We start from the raw sequence: 17,338 nt of genomic DNA, 5'->3' as shown, positions 1-17,338 counted from the left end.
AAATTCTCGGGGTTACCGCGCTCATCCACCCACCCCACGCGGCGCGTGGCGTGCTTGGTCATCACCCATGAAAGGACCCCGCGAAACCGACTTTGCCTATCAGGCGGTGTACCGTTACCTGACTAACCTCATCAACGAGCCCGTCAGCGACACGCGGGTCCGCCTCCCTTCATTAAGGCAATTGGCGGACCGTTTGAGCGTATCGATTTCGACGATTCAGTACGCCTATTCGCTGCTGGAAAAGGAAGGGCGGGTGTATTCGGTCGCCAAATCCGGCTATTACGCGCTGCCGGTGTCGTCCATTCACCCGCTCAGCAGCGGCAATGACCTGCTCGAGACGGTTTATGTGAACGCCAGGCGACCGGGGATGCTGGTGTTGAGTGCGGATGAACCGGCGTTGTTGCAGCCCTTGGACAGCCCGTTGTTGCTGCTTGAAAGAGAACTGCTGCGTCAATATCCGCGTCAGCCGCAACCGACTTCACAACCTTGTGGCGAACTGGAACTGCGCGCCGCACTGGCCGCACGCTATACCTCGTCTCCGGCACGTTGCTGGCACGCCGATAACGTCTACATTGGCGCCGATTTGCGTGGTGTCCTGGAAATACTGATCGCTGTACTGTGTCTCAAAGATGCCATTGTAGTCGTCGAATCGCCCTGCGACTGGATGATCCTGCGCTTGCTCCAGGACGCTGACGTCCAGGTCATAGAGTTGCCCCTGCAACCCCATGGCGGCCTGGACCTTGAGCAGCTCAAGCAACTGCTGGAGACCAAGCCGGTGCGGCTGGTCATGCTTTCTTCCGGCCTCAACATGCCGCGCGGCAGCGTGGCTTCCCACAGCAACAGGCAGTCAACCGCTGAACTGCTGGAGCGTCATGGCAGTTGGGTGTTGGAGAACGACTGCTATGGCGAGCTCGCATTCGAGCCCGACGGCCTGCGGTTTCGCGATCTGCTGAACCCGGACCGGCTGATCGTTTTCTCCACCTTCGAAAAATCCATCGGGCCGGAAGCGCCTTATGGTTATCTGCTCTCGCGGCAATTGAGCGTCGAACTGCAGCGGCATTTCCTGTTACGTTCATTCCGGTTGTCACCGATTCGCCAGAAAGCCATCGCACGGCTTTACAGCAATGGACGAATCGATCAGCACTTGCTGGTATTGCGCCGGCTGCTCAAGGACCGCAAGGTGCACATGACCCAACTGTTGCAGGAGCGTCTGGGGGATGCCTTGCACTTTGTCGAACCCTTGGGCGGTGCGACGATCTGGGTGCAATCGCTGCGTCAGGTCGATGTGCGTCGGGTGTTCCAGCGCCTGCTCAGGCACCAGGTGGTGATTGCGCCAGGGGAGCTGTTCAGCCTCCAAGGGTTGCACGCGCAACACTTGCGCCTGAGCCATACCTTCGGCGGCGACCACGACCTCGCGGCGGCCATGGGTTTGCTGGGCGATGCCTTGCGCCTGGAATCGATCGATTGAGCAGGGGTGGGGCTTTGGCGATTGATAACATTTCCCTCGGGATCGATAACGTCGCGCTGCGGTCAAACTGCCAGTAAACTGCGCTCCTACTCCTGAACCACTCTATTCCAGAGGTTTTGCATGACACTCAGTCCTTTTGCGGGCAAACCGGCACCGGCAGAATTGTTGGTCGACATCCCGCGACTGGTAACGGCCTATTACACCGGCCAGCCTGATGCCGCCATCTCTACCCAACGCGTAGCCTTCGGCACGTCCGGACACCGAGGCAGCTCGTTCGATCTGAGTTTCAACGAATGGCACGTTCTGGCGATCAGTCAGGCGATCTGCCTGTACCGCGAAGCCCAGGGTATCGATGGTCCGCTGTTTGTCGGCATCGACACCCACGCACTGTCCACACCGGCCGGCGCCAGCGCCCTGGAAGTGCTGGCCGCGAACGGCGTGACCGTGATGATCGCCGAGGGTGACGAATACACGCCGACCCCGGCGATTTCCCACGCGATTCTTTGCTACAACCGCGGCCGTACCTCGGGCCTGGCGGACGGTATCGTCATCACGCCATCGCACAATCCGCCGCAAAGCGGTGGCTACAAATACAACCCCACCAACGGTGGACCGGCCGATACCCACATCACCAAGTGGATCGAAGCGAAGGCCAACGAGCTGCTGGGCAACAAGCTGGCCGGCGTCAAACGCATCAGCTACGAGCAGGCATTGAAGGCCGGCACGACCCATCGTCACGATTACCTCAATACCTACGTCGCCGACCTGATCAACGTGATCGACTTCGATGCCATCCGTGGTGCCAAGCTGCGTCTGGGCGTTGATCCGCTGGGCGGAGCAGGGGTGCGCTACTGGTCGGCGATTGCCGAGCACTACCGTCTGGACCTGGAAGTGGTGAACAAACAGGTCGACCCGACGTTCCGCTTCATGACAGTCGACTGGGACGGGCAAATCCGGATGGACCCCTCGTCGAGCCATGCCATGCAAGGCCTGATCGGTCTGAAAGAGCGCTTTGACGTAGCGTTTGCTTGCGACCCGGATCACGATCGCCATGGCATCGTGACCCCGTCCGGTGGTCTGCTGGCACCGAACAGCTACCTCGCCGTTTCCATCGATTACCTGTTCCAGAACCGTCCACAGTGGCGCGCCGATGCTGCCGTGGGCAAAACCGTGGTCAGCAGCGGCTTGATCGATCGTGTGGCCAAGCGCCTGGGCCGTCGCCTGTACGAAGTGCCGGTCGGATTCAAATGGTTTGCTGACGGTCTGTTCGACGGTTCGCTAGGCTTTGGCGGCGAAGAAAGCGCGGGGGCCTCGTTCCTGCGCAAGGACGGCGGCGTCTGGAGCACCGACAAGGACGGCTTGATTCCGGCATTGCTGGCGGCAGAAATGACCGCTCGTACCGGTCGCGACCCGAGCCAGGCCTACCGTGCGTTGACTGACGAGCTCGGCGAACCGTTCTCGGTGCGCGTCGACGCCAAGGCCAACCCTGAACAGAAGGCCTTGTTGAGCAAGCTGTCACCGGATCAGGTCACCTCGACCCAACTGGCGGGCGAAGCGATCCAGAGCATCCTCAGCCACGCGCCGGGTAACGACCAGGCCATTGGCGGTTTGAAAGTCATGACCGAGAACGGCTGGTTCGCAGCACGGCCTTCGGGGACTGAAGATATTTACAAGATCTACGCTGAGAGCTTCGTCAGTGACGAGCACCTCAAGCAGTTGGTTGCAGAAGCTCAGACCCTGGTGGATGGCGCTATTTCTGCGAAGTGATTGAGCGACCCTTCGCGGTCAAGCCTCGCTCCTGCATGGGCGGAGTCGATCACATGATTGTGAGCGATATCTATCCTGTAGGAGCGAGACTTGCCCGCGAAGACGCCAGCACGGCCACTCAGGATTCAGATGTAAAAAAAGGGGCGACCATCAACGGTCGCCCCTTTTTTTGCCCTGCATTTACCCGATCAAGCCAGATCCACCAACACGATCTCACTGTCCTCAATCGCAGTTACCCGCAACACCTGCTCATCCGCCACGGCAACACCGTCTCGAGCTTGTGCACGCAAGCCATTGACTTCAATGACCCCGGTAGCCGGCCAGATAAGCGCGACGGCCACTGTCCAGGCGATACTCGGCGGATTCACCGGCCTTCAGATTGGCGGCCACCAGCCGTGCATCGGCACGGATTCGCAGGCTTTGATCGTCACCCGCCTTACCGCTGGCCAACGTCACGAAGCCTTCTCGCTGGCCTTTCGGGAATGGCTTGGCGCCCCAAGAGGGGGCCAGGCCGGATTCGTTCGGGATGATCCAGATCTGAAAGATCCTGGTTTCGTTCGCTTCCAGGTTGTATTCACTGTGAGCGATCCCGGTGCCGGCGCTCATGACCTGAACGTCGCCCGCTTCGGTGCGGCCCTTGTTGCCGAGGTTGTCTTCGTGGGTAATTGCACCTTCACGAACATAGGTGATGATTTCCATGTCCCGGTGCGGGTGTTTAGGGAACCCAGTGCCGGAGGCAATCACGTCGTCGTTCCATACCCGCAGGTTGCCCCAGTTCATGCGTTTCGGGTCGTGGTACTCGGCGAACGAAAAGTGGTGGTGGGCATCCAACCAGCCATGGTGGGCGCCGCCCAGGGAGCTGAAAGGTCTGAGTTCAAGCATGATCGTCTCCTGAAAAAGGTTCGTCATGGGGCAGAGCGCCTGAGCCACGAAACGAGAACCGGTGGTTGATGGCGGGCATCATCTATCAGGCACCAATCGATAAAAAGCGTAAAAAATGCCTCATCATGATCGGATAAGTTGATATCAAATAACCTCGAAACGTTCTCATCCAGCCTTCACTTCATCGTATAAGCCAATGACCTGTAAGCATTTCACTAGAACTCAACGGCAAATACGGACACCATAGCCCTCGTCAGCCTCACACCCTGGAGTCAGCCCGCGTGCCGCAACACACCCCCGATCTTCCTCCCGAACTTCGTCCCCTGGCCGAGATGCCACTGCTCAAGCGCCTCGCCGCCCGGTTCTTTGGCCATGGCTTGACCCGGCTGCGCGCGCAACACCGTGCCTCGTGGTTGCACGGGCAAGCCGATGGGTTTCGCAGTGGTCACAGCGCCGGGGTCGATTACGGCTATAAGGAAGGCAAAGCCGAGGGGTTGGAAGAAGGCCGGCAGGTCCTGCTGATCCGCGATTCGCGCTCCACCGAGCACCGGCCACCTAATGTCGATCACAACTTGTTCGACGATTGGCGCCTGCCACTCGGCACTGACCTGAAGAAGCGCATGAAGGCCGATGTCGCCCGACTGCTGCCACCTCACGCCCAGCCCAGCGCCGCCCAGTGGAAAATGATTTTCAGCGACACGCCTTCGACGTCGGTGATTGCCGGGGCGGGTGCAGGCAAGTCGACGACACTGGTCCTGCGTATCCTGCTGCTGACCCATTACCTGGGCTTCGAGCTGAGCTCGATGACCGTGGTGACCTTCACCCGTGAGTCGCGCAAGGACTTCATTAATAAGCTGATCGAATTGTTTGGTGTGTGGGGTCGGGCACTGAGCCTCAAGGAGGCGCGCGACCTGGTGCGCACCTTCCACTCGCGAATCCTGCCGATGGTGCGCAGCCTGCCGGGCTTCGAGCGCCTGCAAGCATTCGAAAACCTCAGCAATCGCGCGCAAAACGGCGATGAGGACGTCGACAGCAATCCCTTCGACCTGCGCATCAATGACGCGCAGCGTCAGCAACTCAATGCGTGTTTTCACAGCCTGCACACTCGCGATGAGCGTTTTCGCGAACTAATCAAGCCATTGTCCCGTCATGCCTTGCAACTCAAGGAGCTTGAGCGCGATCACCCCGACGTGCAGAAGCGCGTGGCGGTGACCGAGTTGGCGGCCAAACGTGACGAGGAGCTCTGCGACACGATTGAAGACCTGTGGTTTCGTGCCGGCGCCTGGCCAATAAAAGGCATCGAGCCCAATCGGCAGGCTTTCGATATCAATGGTGCGACTTTCCATTGTCACGGCTACATCCCCACGCTGGACGCCTGGGTCGTACTCGGTTTTGACCCACGGGAAAATCCGCAGGTCTGCCGCCCGAATGCCAAGTTAACTGTCCGCGCGGAATGGGCGGTGAAGCGCACCCTGTTTCAAGCTTTCTGTCGTAAACCGTTGATATGGCTGGATAGTTACGAATCATCAAAGCGCGTACTGGCTTCCCTGGCAGGGGATGCCAGTGCCGGTCCGGGTTTCGATTACAAGGTCAAGGGTGAGCTGGGATCAGCCCCCTTGCTGGATTGTTTTGTGGCCGCCGCCGGGTTTATCGAGAACCTCGGCCTGGATGTTCCGAGTGCCGTAGGCCAGATGAGTTTCGCCAAGGATGACCCGGACCGGTATTTCTTCGAAGCTCTGAGCCTGTTCTGGCGCGCCCTGGAAGATCATTTGCTTGATCAAAAACCACCGGTGATGACCTACAACCGGATGTTTGCCTTGTTTAGCGAGCATTCCCCGGAAAACCTGAAGCTGCTGAGCGATGAGCTGCTAAGGCCCTTGTCACACCTGATGATCGACGAATTTCAGGACGTATCGCCGCAAATTGTCTCGTGGATCCGTGCCAGTCTGGCCGAGATCCGCAGTCGCGGCCCGGCGATGCATGTGGGGCGAGGCGCGCAACGTTCGTCCTTGCTCTGCGTCGGCGATGACTGGCAGTCCATTTATGGCTGGCGCGGCAGTTCTCCAGCGTATTTCATGGAGTTCAACAAGGAATTCCCGTCACCGAGCACGACCAAAGTGATGCTCAGCGACAATTTCCGCAGTCATCAGCACATCATTGATGCGGCCGAGCATATCGTCCGCGCAGCGCCGTCGATCGCCGGGAAGAAGGCCAAGGCCAGCGGTGAACCCAAGGCACTGTTGCCGGTGAACGTCATGGATCGGGATGATCAAGGCATGGCTCAACGCCTGATCCAGCATTACCGACAAGGTGATTCAATCTTGATGCTTTATCGAAAAAGCAGCGATAAGTTATTGATTGAACAACATATTCAGTCTGTAGTTAATGTGGATTCTAACTTGCCGTATGAAGCGCGGCGCATCAAACAGCTGACGTATCACAGCGCCAAGGGCTTGCAGGCTGACGCGGTGTTTTTGCTGGGTGATTGTCAGCATCTGACCAGTTCTCCCTACAAGAATCAGGTCTATCGCATGGCGGGCCTTGGCAAGACGGGCGACAACGAGCCATACGACAACGCACAGAAAGACGAAATCCTGCGACTGGCTTACGTCGGCATCACTCGGGCGGTGAGTCATTGCTACTGGTATGTCGACGGGCAGGATACTCAGGCGGCGAACATGCCCAAGGCGTCTGACCGGATTGGCAAGGACAAGCCATTCTTTACTGATCATCGCCAGGGTCAGAAACTGGCCTGAACCCGAGCCCCACAAAAAAGCCCACATGATGTGGGCTTTTTGTTGGGCGTTTGGCCTTCAGGCATAACTCTTGAAGGCCTGGGGAGGTATGAAAGACTCTAGCTCGTCTTCCACGGCTTCGATTATTCGTTCTACGTCCGCGGCATTCATCACGGTTGCGCATGGAATGCCTGCAATGGCGATCATGGTCTCGCCACTGGCGCGGTCAAACAGGCGGGCGATCATGCTGCCCGGCGCGTCCATGCTCGCCTCAAATCCCATGGGATGGAAATGCCAGCGCATCAGCTGACAGGCGTTTGGAAACGTAACTTTGCTGAAAGACCCTTTATTCATGTGTTGCCCGCCTTCTTCATCGAGCGCTTCCTTTAGCTCATGTTAGGAGGGAAGAGCCTTCAATGGCTCAACCGGTGACTGCCTTTAAAAGTAGCACCCGGATGTGAAAACCATGTGATTTTTTTCAGTCCGTTTGGCGATTGCTACCGTTTTTTTGATATGGATCACGTGCCGGGCCTTGCTCGGCGTTACCGGCGACCAGGCGTGGTCATTGAAGCCGCGGCCGAACTTCGGCAAGCTCGGCTTTTTTCGTCGAGTCCCTTATGCACGCCGATGATGATGGCCCCCTGCAAACCCAGGCCACGGGCGAGACGGTCATGCGCTACCACCTGTGCTGGAAACACCGGGATCTGGACGGTGTGATGGCGCTTTATCACCCGGACATTCAGTACAACGACTTTTTCCAGAACCGGGTCATGGGCCTGGATGAGTTGCGCGAGTACGTGCGCGGCAGCATGCCGCGTAACCCGGACGAAGCGCTGGAGCATTCCGATCGCATACGGCTGGACGGCAACACTGCGTTCATCCAGTACCAGATGACCTTGCGCGGCGGCGAAGGGCTGGTGTCGTTCCGTTCCAGTGAAGCGATCACGGTGCGCGACGGGTTGATCTGGCGAGTCAACGAATACGCATCACTGGTGCGCGAACAACCGCAACGCAACACCGCTACGAATTCGCGCCCGGCCGCCAGCCGACTTGGGCTTTCACCGCGCCAGCTGAGTTTCATGGCTGAGGACCTGCAACAGTATTTCCAGCGCCAGCAGCCTTATCTGGATCCCGAGCTCGATCTGCAACGGGTGGCGCAGGAGTGCGGGTACAGCCGCAATCAGATTTCCTATCTGCTGAATCAAGTGTTGGGCCAGAGCTTCTATCGCTATGTCAATCAGGCGCGGCTGCAGCATTTACTCGCGGCGCTGGACGCCGCCATGCCACCGCTGCGCATTGATGAGCTGGCGTTTGCCGCCGGCTTCAACTCCTTGTCGGCGTTCTACAGTTGTTTTCGCCAGCACACAGGGCTGTCGCCCAAGGCTTACGTCAAACAAATTTCTTTGCGTGCACGCGCGCACGACAGCCCCTGAGGTCACGCACTAGGATCGACGCCATCGAAGTTTGAGTGGCGGAGTCTGGCATGTCGGCGTGGCGCACTATCAGTTTGTGGATGGATCAACTCGACGAGCCGTTGCTGGCGCGTCCTGCGCTGGAACATGACCTGGACGTCGACGTGGCCATCATCGGCGCAGGCTACACCGGGCTCTGGACCGCTTATTACCTCAAGCGCCTGGCGCCAGGCCTGGACATTGCCATCGTCGAAGCGCAAACCGCCGGTTTTGGCGCGTCGGGCCGCAACGGCGGCTGGCTGATGGGTAACTTGCTGGGCGAGGACCGTCTGTTGGCGGGTTTGCCGCCAGACCAACGCCGCGCCTCTTTCGATCTGCTGCACAGCATTCCTGATGAAGTCGAGATTGTCATCGAACGGGAGGGCATCGACTGCGATTATCGCAAAGGCGGGGTGCTGTACTGTGCCGCGCGTTATCCCGAGCAGGAAACCAGCCTGCGCGACTATCTGGACAAGCTTTACCGCCAAGGCCTGACCGAAAGCGATTACCGCTGGCTCAGCCCGGAGCAACTGACGCAACAGATCAGAGTGGCGAAGCCTTATGGCGGTATCTATGCACCGCACGTTGCGACCATTCACCCGGCAAAGTTGGTGCGAGGCCTGGCAGAAACGGTCGAGCGCATGGGTGTCAAAATCTACGAAAACAGCGCGGTCACGCAGTGGCAGTCGGGGAGTTTGCGCACGGCAAAGGCTCAGGTCCGCAGCCGCTGGATCGTGCCGGCGGTAGAAGGTTATTCGGTCACGTTGCCACCCCTCGGTCGTTATCAGTTACCGGTACAAAGCCTGATTGTCGCCACCGAACCATTGTCTGCCGCGACCTGGGACGAAATCGGCCTGAGCCGCGGCCAGGCGTTCAGCGAAAGCAGTCGACAGGTCACCTACGGCCAGCGTACGGCCGACAACCGCCTGGTGTTCGGCGCCCGGGGCGGCTACCAGTTTGCCGGAAAATTGCGCCATGACTTTGACCTGACCACCAGGGAAGTGGAGTTGCGGCGCTACCTGTTCAGCGAACTCTTCCCGCAACTCAAGAACGTGCAGATTACCCACGCATGGGGCGGCAACCTGGGCATGTCCCGGCACTTCAAGCCGCACATGCTCTGCGATCAGGCCAGCGGCATTGCCTTGTCCGGCGGTTATGGCGGGGAGGGCGTCGGCGCCAGCAACCTGGGCGGCCGAACCCTGGCGGATCTGATTCTTGAGCGCGATACCGAACTGGTTCACCAGCCTTGGGTCATGCCTCAACGCGGTCTGGACACGCTCCGGGCCTGGGAACCCGAACCCTGCCGCTGGCTGGGTTACAACGCAATCATCCGCAGCTTCGTCCACGAAGACCAGACCCTGGCCAACCCGGCGACAGCCCCTTGGCGCCGCAAACTGGCGAGCAAGGTGGCGGGGTTCATGGAAGGTTTCATGCACTGAACAGCACGCTTTCATCTACAGGCTCAATCGACAGGTACTCCCATGGGCATCACGCAATTCAAGAACACCGCAACACTGGAACTGGAGGAGTCGAACCCCGTCGCCGTGCCGTTGGGAGCGCCGGTGGCGGTGGCTTCGACCACCAGCGTCGAACGCGACGACGGCGTCGAAACCGGCGTCTGGGAATGCACGCCCGGCCGCTGGCGTCGGCAGATCGTTGCCCAGGAATTCTGTCACTTCATTCAGGGCCGCTGCACCTTCACCCCCGACGACGGTGAAACCCTCTACATCGAAGCCGGCGACGCACTGATGTTGCCGGCCAACAGCCTCGGCATCTGGGATATCCAGGAAACCGTGCGCAAGACCTACGTTTTGATTTTTTGATTTTTGATCCTTTGATTGCCTGCCAAAAACAACCCATACAGGAATCGACTCATGATCCGAAAGACACTGACCCTGGCACCCCTTGCGCTTGTCGCGTCCCTCAGCCATGCCGCCGAGACCGTCAAGATCTATAACTGGTCGGACTACATCGCGCCGGATACCACTAAAAACTTCCAGAAAGAAACCGGCATCGCCTTCAGCTACGACGTCTACGACAGCAACGAAACCCTGGACGGCAAGTTGATGACCGGAAAATCCGGGTACGACGTGGTATTCCCGTCCAACCACTTCATGGCACGGCAGATTCAGGGCGGGGCGCTGAAGAAGCTCGACAAGAACCAGCTGCCGAACTGGAAGAACCTCAACCCGGTATTACTCACGGCATTGCAGACCAACGACCCGGGTAACGAACACGGTTTCCCATACCTGTGGGGCAGCACCGGTATCGGCTACAACATCGCCAAGGTCAAGGCCGTGCTGGGCGACAACGCGCCAGTGGACTCCTGGGACCTGATCTTCAAGCCCGAGAACATGGCCAAGCTGCAAAAGTGCGGCGTCGCCATCCTCGACAACGGCCCCGAACTGCTGCCGGCCGCGCTGAATTACCTCGGGCTGCCGCACCACAGCAAGAACCCGGAAGACTACAAAAAGGCTGAAGCGCTGCTGATGAAAGTCCGGCCCTACGTCAGCTATTTCCACTCATCCAAATACACCAGCGACCTGGCCAACGGAGACATCTGCGTGGCCGTCGGTTTCTCCGGCGACATCCTGCAAGCCGAAAACCGTGCCAAAGAAGCCAAGAACGGTATCGACATCGGCTACGCCATTCCCAAGGAAGGTGCCGCCATCTGGTTCGACATGGTCGCCATGCCCGCCGACGCCCCGGACGAAAAGGCCGGCTACGCGTTCATGAACTACCTGCTGCGCCCGGACGTCATGGCCAGCATCAGTAACTATGTTCACTACGCCAACGGCAACCAGCAGGCCGACAGCCTGATCGACCCGGCCATCAAGAATGACACCAAGGTTTATCCGAGCCCGGAAATGATGGGCAAGCTGTTCGCCCTGGAGGCGATGCCGCTGAGTATCGACCGGATTCGGACGAGGGTGTGGAACAAGATTCGGACGGGGAGTTGAGGCCATACCCCAATCGCGGCATTGACCGTCTGGACCTGTAAATTCTGACAGTAGATGGCTGGCAAAATCCTTTGTAGCGTTTCCGGCACAGACATAACGTCTGCAAAGGAGAATCGCGATGAACAAATCAGCTTTGCAAGCTTACGTTGAAGGAGAGATTAACCTCGCTGCCAAGCGAATCATCGATAAAGGCGCCCAGTCCGATGAAATCGCCTATGGCAGGTTGACGGTCAACCTGAGCTTGCGTCGTATCTTGGTCGAAGCCCCGACACCTGAGGATCTCGGCCTATGGGGGGGCATCAATGACATCCTCCAGCAACTGGGGATTCTGGACAGTCGAGAAACGGTCTTGTCCGTTGTTGATGAGGTTTAGAAAGCAGTGATGGCGGTGGGTAAATGCGATGGTGAACACGCAACGTGTTCACCATTGGCTCCTGTTCGTCTGGAAGTCATCGCGGATGACTGCCCTCATCGGGCGTTTGATTTGGCTGATGGCATTGCACTGGCACTCATATTAATAAGTCACGGAAAAGTGAGACGCTCTCGACAAAAACCAACTTACCTCTATTTAATATTTAAATACGCAATTGTCAGACAATTAGTCCGAAACCCTCAACTAAAAACTATATTTCGACAGCGCAGGCATTGTTTCCGGGTACTTGCCGGGGCAGAACAATTTGACGTCAAAAAAAATGTAGACGTTCGATTTCGAATTGTGTCAGTTTTCTTTCGCCTTCATTGGGCGAGTGATAGGACGATCTCGCCAGAGATTGTCGCTATCTGACAAAAACTGTTCCATTGCTAAACAAGGAAGTGTGTTTATGTCGAAAGTTAAAAACAACGCTATTGATCTTGCCGAACAGGCCTTTTCGCCATTGCAAGCATTGGCTGCGCCCAGTTCTGCGTACAACCAGATCGACAGCTTCAGCCATCAGTATGACCGGGGTGGCAATCTCACGGTCAATGGCAAACCGTCCTACTCCGTCGACGAGGCAGCGACGCAATTGCTGCGTGACGGCGCTGCCTATCAGGACAAGGACGGCAGCGGCAAAATCGAACTGACCTACACGTTCCTGACCTCGGCGTCGTCGAGCACCATGAACAAGCACGGGATTTCCGGTTTCAGTCAGTTCAGCGCCCAGCAGAAAGCCCAGGCCGTGCTCGCCATGCAATCCTGGGCCGATGTGGCCAAAGTCACTTTCACCGAGAAAGCCACAGGCGGCGACGGTCACATGACCTTCGGCAATTACAGCAGCGGCCAGGACGGCGCAGCGGCATTCGCCTACCTGCCTGGCACCGGCGCCGGTTATGACGGTACTTCCTGGTACCTGACCAACAGCAGCTACACGCCCAACAAGACACCGGACCTGAACAACTACGGTCGTCAAACCCTGACCCACGAAATCGGTCACTCCCTGGGCCTGGCCCACCCCGGCGACTACAACGCCGGTGAAGGCGCGCCGACTTACAACGACGCGACCTACGCGGAAGACACCCGCGGCTACAGCCTCATGAGCTATTGGAGTGAAAGCAACACCGACCAGAACTTCAGCAAGGCCGGCGTCGAAGCCTATGCGTCCGGTCCGTTGCTGGACGATATTGCCGCCATCCAGAAACTCTACGGTGCCAACACCACCACCCGCACCGGTGACACCACCTACGGTTTCAACTCCAATGCCGGTCGCGATTTCCTGAGCGCGTCTTCGTCGTCGGACAAGGTCGTGTTCTCGGTGTGGGATGCGGGCGGCAAAGACACGCTGGACTTCTCCGGTTTTACCCAGAACCAGAAGATCAACCTCAATGAGGCCTCGTTCTCCGATGTTGGCGGCATGGTTGGCAACGTTTCCATTGCCAAGGGTGCAACCATCGAGAACGCGATTGGCGGTTCGGGTAACGACCTGCTGATTGGTAATGGCGTGTCCAACGAGCTGAAGGGCGGTGCCGGCAACGACATCCTCTTCGGCGCGGGCGGTGCGGACAAGCTGTGGGGCGGTACCGGCTCGGACACTTTTGTGTTCGCAGCGAGCAGCGATTCCAAGCCGGGTGCGACTGATCAGATCCTCGACTTTGTCAGTGGCCTGGACAAGATCGACCTGACCGCCATCACCAAAGGCGCGGGCCTGCACTTCGTGAATTCGTTCACCGGTGCGGCAGGCGATGCCGTGTTGACCTCTTCGGGCGGTAACAGCCAGTTGGCGGTGGACTTCTCCGGGCATGGCGTGGCTGACTTCCTGGTCAGCACCGTTGGCCAGGCGGCGTTCTCGGACATCGCCGCGTGATGTAGCGCGATAAGGAGGGTGGCGCCGATGCGCCGCCCTCTGTGCCAAAGACCGCAGCCGGAGTACAACAACCTATGGCTCATAAAGCCTTTACCAACCTTACAACCGCGTGGCTCCTGGCGACGTTGATGATTTTTTTTGGAGAGACAGCCATGTCAAGCAGCCTGAAATTAGCGGATCCGTCGGAACTGGCCGGCAAATGGCAGGCGACTCTCAGCGCCAAAGATGACTCGCCAGAGTCCCGGGCGTTGCAAGACAAACCGTCCAACGTGTGCGTCATCGACTTTCAGCAAACCCAGACATTGGGTGAGGGCGCCAGCTGCCTTAGCGCCTGGCTGGATGGCAAAACCGCTACCGGTTGGTTCCCGGAACCGGACGGCATTGCGATCACCGGCAACGAAGGTTCGAAGATTCTATTTCTCAGCCGTCAACGTGACGGCGCTTATAAAGCCACATTGAAATCCGCGCTGGTCATAACACTTGTGCGCCAGACGCAGTAATTAAAAGGCAACGGCGAAAGAGCGACGGTCATTATCGTTATAAGCACCAAACCAGAATAAAAGTTGTTATTGGTTTGTAAGCGCTGATGCGCCAAACCTATATCTGCCTCTGCGCGGACAGTTAATGGAAACTTCGTCAGGCATGACGAGGATTAACACCTCAGGAAGAAACCATGAAGATGGCAATGAGCCCGGCCACCGCACCGTTATTCAAGGCACTGGGCGACTATAAGAGCATCCTGATCAGCGTCGGTTGTTTTACCGCGTTAATTAATGTGCTGATGCTGGTCCCGTCGATTTACATGCTCCAGGTCTACGACCGCGTGTTGTCTTCGCAAAACGAAACCACCCTGGCCATGTTGTCGCTGATGGTGGTCGGATTTTTCGCCTTCATCGGGTTGCTTGAGATCGTGCGCAGCTTCATCGTCATCCGCATCGGCAGCCAGCTGGAGCGCCGTTTCAACCTGCGGGTGTATCAGGCCGCGTTCGAGCGCAACCTGCTCAAGGGCGAGGGCAACGCCGGTCAGTCCCTTGGCGATCTGACCCACATTCGCCAATTCGTCACCGGTCCTGCGCTGTTTGCCTTCTTCGACGCGCCGTGGTTTCCGGTCTACCTCTTCGTGATTTACCTGTTCAACGTCTGGCTCGGTGTGTTCGCGACCGTGGGCGCGCTGGTGCTCATCGGCCTCGCGTGTCTGAACGAGGCAATGACCAAAAAGCCCTTGGGCGAAGCCGCCGGGTTTTCCCAGAAGTCCAGCCAACTGGCCACCAGTCATCTGCACAATGCCGAAACCATCCAGGCGATGGGCATGCTCGGCGTGTTGCGCAAGCGCTGGTTCCAAGTGCATTCGCGTTTTCTCGGCCTGCAAAATCAGGCCAGCGACACCGGCGCCATCATCAGCTCCCTGAGCAAAACCTTGCGGCTGTGCCTGCAATCCCTGGTCCTGGGCCTCGGCGCGTTACTGGTGATCAAGGGCGATATGACCGCCGGTATGATGATCGCCGGCTCCATTCTGATGGGCCGCGTCCTGAGCCCCATCGATCAGCTGATCGCGGTGTGGAAACAGTGGAGCGGCGCCAAGCTCGCTTATCGTCGTCTTGATTCGCTTCTGCAAGCCTTTCCACCGAGTGACGAAGCCATGGCGCTGCCGGCGCCGAAGGGGCAGATCACCTTCGAACAAGTCAGCGCCGGCCCTCCGGGGCAACGCGCGGCGACCCTGCACATGGTCAATTTCAGCCTGAGTGCCGGCGAAGTGTTGGGCGTACTCGGCGCCTCCGGCTCCGGCAAGTCGACCCTGGCCCGGGTGCTGGTTGGCGTCTGGCCAACCCTTGGCGGCACGGTGCGGCTTGATGGCGCGGACATCCATCGCTGGAACCGCGACGATCTGGGTCCCTACATCGGTTACTTGCCCCAGGACATCGAATTGTTCAGCGGCAGCATCGCGGAAAACATCGCCCGGTTTCGCGAAGCGGATTCGCAGAAAGTCGTCGAAGCGGCGCAACAGGCGGGCGTCCATGAACTGATCCTGCGCATGCCGCAGGGCTACGACACGGTGCTGGGCGAGGACGGCAGTGGCTTGTCTGGCGGCCAGAAGCAACGGGTGGCGTTGGCCCGCGCGCTGTACGGCAAGCCAAGCCTGGTGGTGCTCGATGAACCCAATTCCAACCTCGACACCGTGGGCGAAGCGGCGCTGGCCGGCGCCATCGCGCAAATGAAGGCTCAGGGCACGAGCGTGATTCTGGTGACCCATCGTTCCTCGGCGCTGGCTCAGGCTGACAAGTTGCTGGTGCTCAACGACGGTCGTTTACAGGCCTTTGGCCCCAGCCAGGAAGTGCTCAAGGCACTCTCCAGCGCCCAGGAACAGCAACGTGAAAAACCGGCGCAAGCACCGGGCGGGCTCAGCATGAGTCGCCAGTATCAGCCTACGACAAGGAATTCGGGTGTATGACCAGCGCTCGCATGAACACTGAAAACGAAGCGACGATGGAACACGATTACATCGCCGAACGCCCTGAGCGTGATGCTCGTTTCTTCTCCCGCATGGGCTGGATTCTGGCGATCGTCGGTGCTGGCAGTTTCTTCACCTGGGCCAGCCTCGCGCCGCTCGACCAAGGAATCCCGGTGCAAGGCACAGTCGTGGTCTCGGGCAAGCGCAAGGCCGTGCAATCGATGAGCAACGGCGTGGTCAGCCGTATCCTGGTGAGCGAAGGCCAGGTGGTAAAGCAGGGCCAACCGCTGTTCCAGCTCGACCAGACCCAGGTCGCGGCCGATGTGCAATCGCTGCAAGCGCAATACCGCATGGCCTGGGCCAGCCTGGCGCGTTGGCAGAGCGAGCGGGACAACCTCAAGCAGGTGAATTTCCCCGCGGAACTGAGCAACGATCCCGACCCACGCCTGGCGCTGGTCCTCGAAGGCCAGCGGCAATTGTTCAGCAGCCGCCGCGAAGCGTTTTCCCGCGAGCAGGCGGGTCTGCGCGCCAGCATCGAAGGCGCCAGCGCGCAATTGGCCGGCATGCGCCGCGCGCGTACCGACCTTTCGGCTCAGGCCAGCTCCTTGCAGCAACAACTGAGTAACCTTCAGCCCCTGGCAGACAACGGCTACATCCCGCGCAATCGCTTGATGGAGTTCCAGCGGCAGCTGTCGCAGGTGCAGCAGCAATTGGCGGAAAACAGCGGCGAAAGCGGCCGGGTCGAGCAGGGCATCCTCGAGTCGCGCCTGAAGCTGCAACAGCACATCGAGGAATACCAGAAAGAAGTCCGCACGCAACTGGCCGACGCGCAACTCAAAAGCGTGACCCTGGAAGAGCAGCTGACTTCCGCCGGGTTTGATCTGCAACACAGCGAGATCATCGCCACCGCCGACGGCATCGCGGTCAACCTTGGGGTGCACACCGAAGGTGCGGTGGTCCGCCAGGGCGACACCTTGCTGGAGATCGTGCCGCAAGGCACCCGCCTGGAAGTGGAAGGGCACTTGCCGATCAACCTGATCGACAAGGTCGGCACCCACTTGCCGGTGGACATTTTGTTCACCGCGTTCAACCAGAGCCGTACACCGCGCGTACCCGGCGAAGTCAGCCTGATTTCCGCCGACCAGATGGTCGACGAGAAAACCGGCGCGCCGTATTACGTGCTGCGCAGCAGCGTCAGCGACCAGGCCATGGAAAAACTCAACGGGCTGGTGATCAAGCCCGGCATGCCGGCGGAAATGTTCGTGCGCACCGGTGAACGTTCACTCCTCAACTATTTGTTCAAACCGCTGCTCGACCGGGCAGGCTCCGCGTTGACCGAGGAATAAG

Annotated in this window: 13 protein-coding genes and 1 pseudogene; 12 read left to right on the top strand and 2 right to left on the bottom strand. The window is 58.9% G+C overall.

Annotated elements, in window-relative coordinates; translation table 11 throughout:
* The first annotated feature begins 67 nt into the window (after positions 1-67).
* Positions 68-1,468 (top strand): aminotransferase-like domain-containing protein, encoded by a 1,401-nt coding sequence (locus JIO00_RS14985; RefSeq protein ID WP_200666117.1) that lies wholly within the window; start codon positions 68-70, stop codon positions 1,466-1,468.
* A gap of 120 nt (positions 1,469-1,588) precedes the next feature.
* Positions 1,589-3,235 (top strand): phosphoglucomutase (alpha-D-glucose-1,6-bisphosphate-dependent), encoded by a 1,647-nt coding sequence (gene pgm / locus JIO00_RS14980; protein WP_102593491.1) that lies wholly within the window; start codon positions 1,589-1,591, stop codon positions 3,233-3,235.
* 188 nt (positions 3,236-3,423) lie between these two features.
* Here the strand turns inward: pgm and JIO00_RS14975 are convergent.
* Positions 3,424-4,117: pseudogene (locus tag JIO00_RS14975) on the bottom strand (pirin family protein).
* A 281-nt stretch (positions 4,118-4,398) separates the two neighbouring features.
* Between JIO00_RS14975 and JIO00_RS14970 the strand changes: the two are divergent.
* Complete coding sequence (locus JIO00_RS14970) at positions 4,399-6,873, top strand: UvrD-helicase domain-containing protein (RefSeq protein WP_200666115.1); 2,475 nt, start codon at positions 4,399-4,401, stop codon at positions 6,871-6,873.
* 57 nt (positions 6,874-6,930) lie between these two features.
* On the opposite strand, the gene JIO00_RS14965 is transcribed toward JIO00_RS14970, so the two are convergent.
* Complete coding sequence (locus tag JIO00_RS14965; protein WP_010460414.1) at positions 6,931-7,206, bottom strand: DUF1652 domain-containing protein; 276 nt, start codon at positions 7,204-7,206, stop codon at positions 6,931-6,933.
* 263 nt (positions 7,207-7,469) lie between these two features.
* On the opposite strand from JIO00_RS14965, the gene JIO00_RS14960 reads away from it, so the two are divergent.
* From JIO00_RS14960 to JIO00_RS14920, 9 genes are all read left to right on the top strand, one after another.
* A complete protein-coding gene (locus tag JIO00_RS14960) occupies positions 7,470-8,285 on the top strand; it encodes a helix-turn-helix domain-containing protein (RefSeq protein WP_083376721.1) in 816 nt (271 codons plus the stop codon).
* A gap of 50 nt (positions 8,286-8,335) precedes the next feature.
* Positions 8,336-9,742, top strand: a complete 1,407-nt coding sequence (locus tag JIO00_RS14955; protein WP_200666113.1) for an NAD(P)/FAD-dependent oxidoreductase — start codon at positions 8,336-8,338, stop codon at positions 9,740-9,742.
* A 42-nt stretch (positions 9,743-9,784) separates the two neighbouring features.
* Positions 9,785-10,126 (top strand): cupin domain-containing protein, encoded by a 342-nt coding sequence (locus JIO00_RS14950; RefSeq protein WP_010460408.1) that lies wholly within the window; start codon positions 9,785-9,787, stop codon positions 10,124-10,126.
* A gap of 51 nt (positions 10,127-10,177) precedes the next feature.
* Positions 10,178-11,263: a polyamine ABC transporter substrate-binding protein gene (locus tag JIO00_RS14945; RefSeq protein WP_083376723.1), complete on the top strand. Its 1,086-nt coding sequence runs from the start codon at positions 10,178-10,180 to the stop codon at positions 11,261-11,263.
* 118 nt (positions 11,264-11,381) lie between these two features.
* Entirely contained in the window at positions 11,382-11,636 is a 255-nt protein-coding gene (locus JIO00_RS14940) for a hypothetical protein (RefSeq protein ID WP_083376724.1), read from the top strand.
* A gap of 448 nt (positions 11,637-12,084) precedes the next feature.
* Entirely contained in the window at positions 12,085-13,542 is a 1,458-nt protein-coding gene (locus JIO00_RS14935) for a serralysin family metalloprotease (RefSeq protein ID WP_077747856.1), read from the top strand.
* Positions 13,543-13,616: 74 nt separating this feature from the next.
* Positions 13,617-14,042 carry an AprI/Inh family metalloprotease inhibitor gene (locus JIO00_RS14930; RefSeq protein ID WP_077747857.1) on the top strand — a complete coding sequence of 142 codons (426 nt, stop codon included), beginning with the start codon at positions 13,617-13,619 and terminating at the stop codon, positions 14,040-14,042.
* Positions 14,043-14,215: 173 nt separating this feature from the next.
* Positions 14,216-15,991 (top strand): type I secretion system permease/ATPase, encoded by a 1,776-nt coding sequence (locus JIO00_RS14925; RefSeq protein ID WP_200666111.1) that lies wholly within the window; start codon positions 14,216-14,218, stop codon positions 15,989-15,991.
* Entirely contained in the window at positions 15,988-17,337 is a 1,350-nt protein-coding gene (locus JIO00_RS14920; protein ID WP_010460397.1) for an HlyD family type I secretion periplasmic adaptor subunit, read from the top strand. The genes JIO00_RS14925 and JIO00_RS14920 overlap by 4 nt, the downstream gene beginning before the upstream one ends.
* Position 17,338 lies beyond the last annotated feature (1 nt).

Origin of the sequence: Pseudomonas sp. SW-3 (genome assembly GCF_016615645.1) — a bacterium.
Classification (GTDB): domain Bacteria; phylum Pseudomonadota; class Gammaproteobacteria; order Pseudomonadales; family Pseudomonadaceae; genus Aquipseudomonas; species Aquipseudomonas mandelii.
This window is presented reverse-complemented; position numbering and strand designations above follow the sequence as displayed.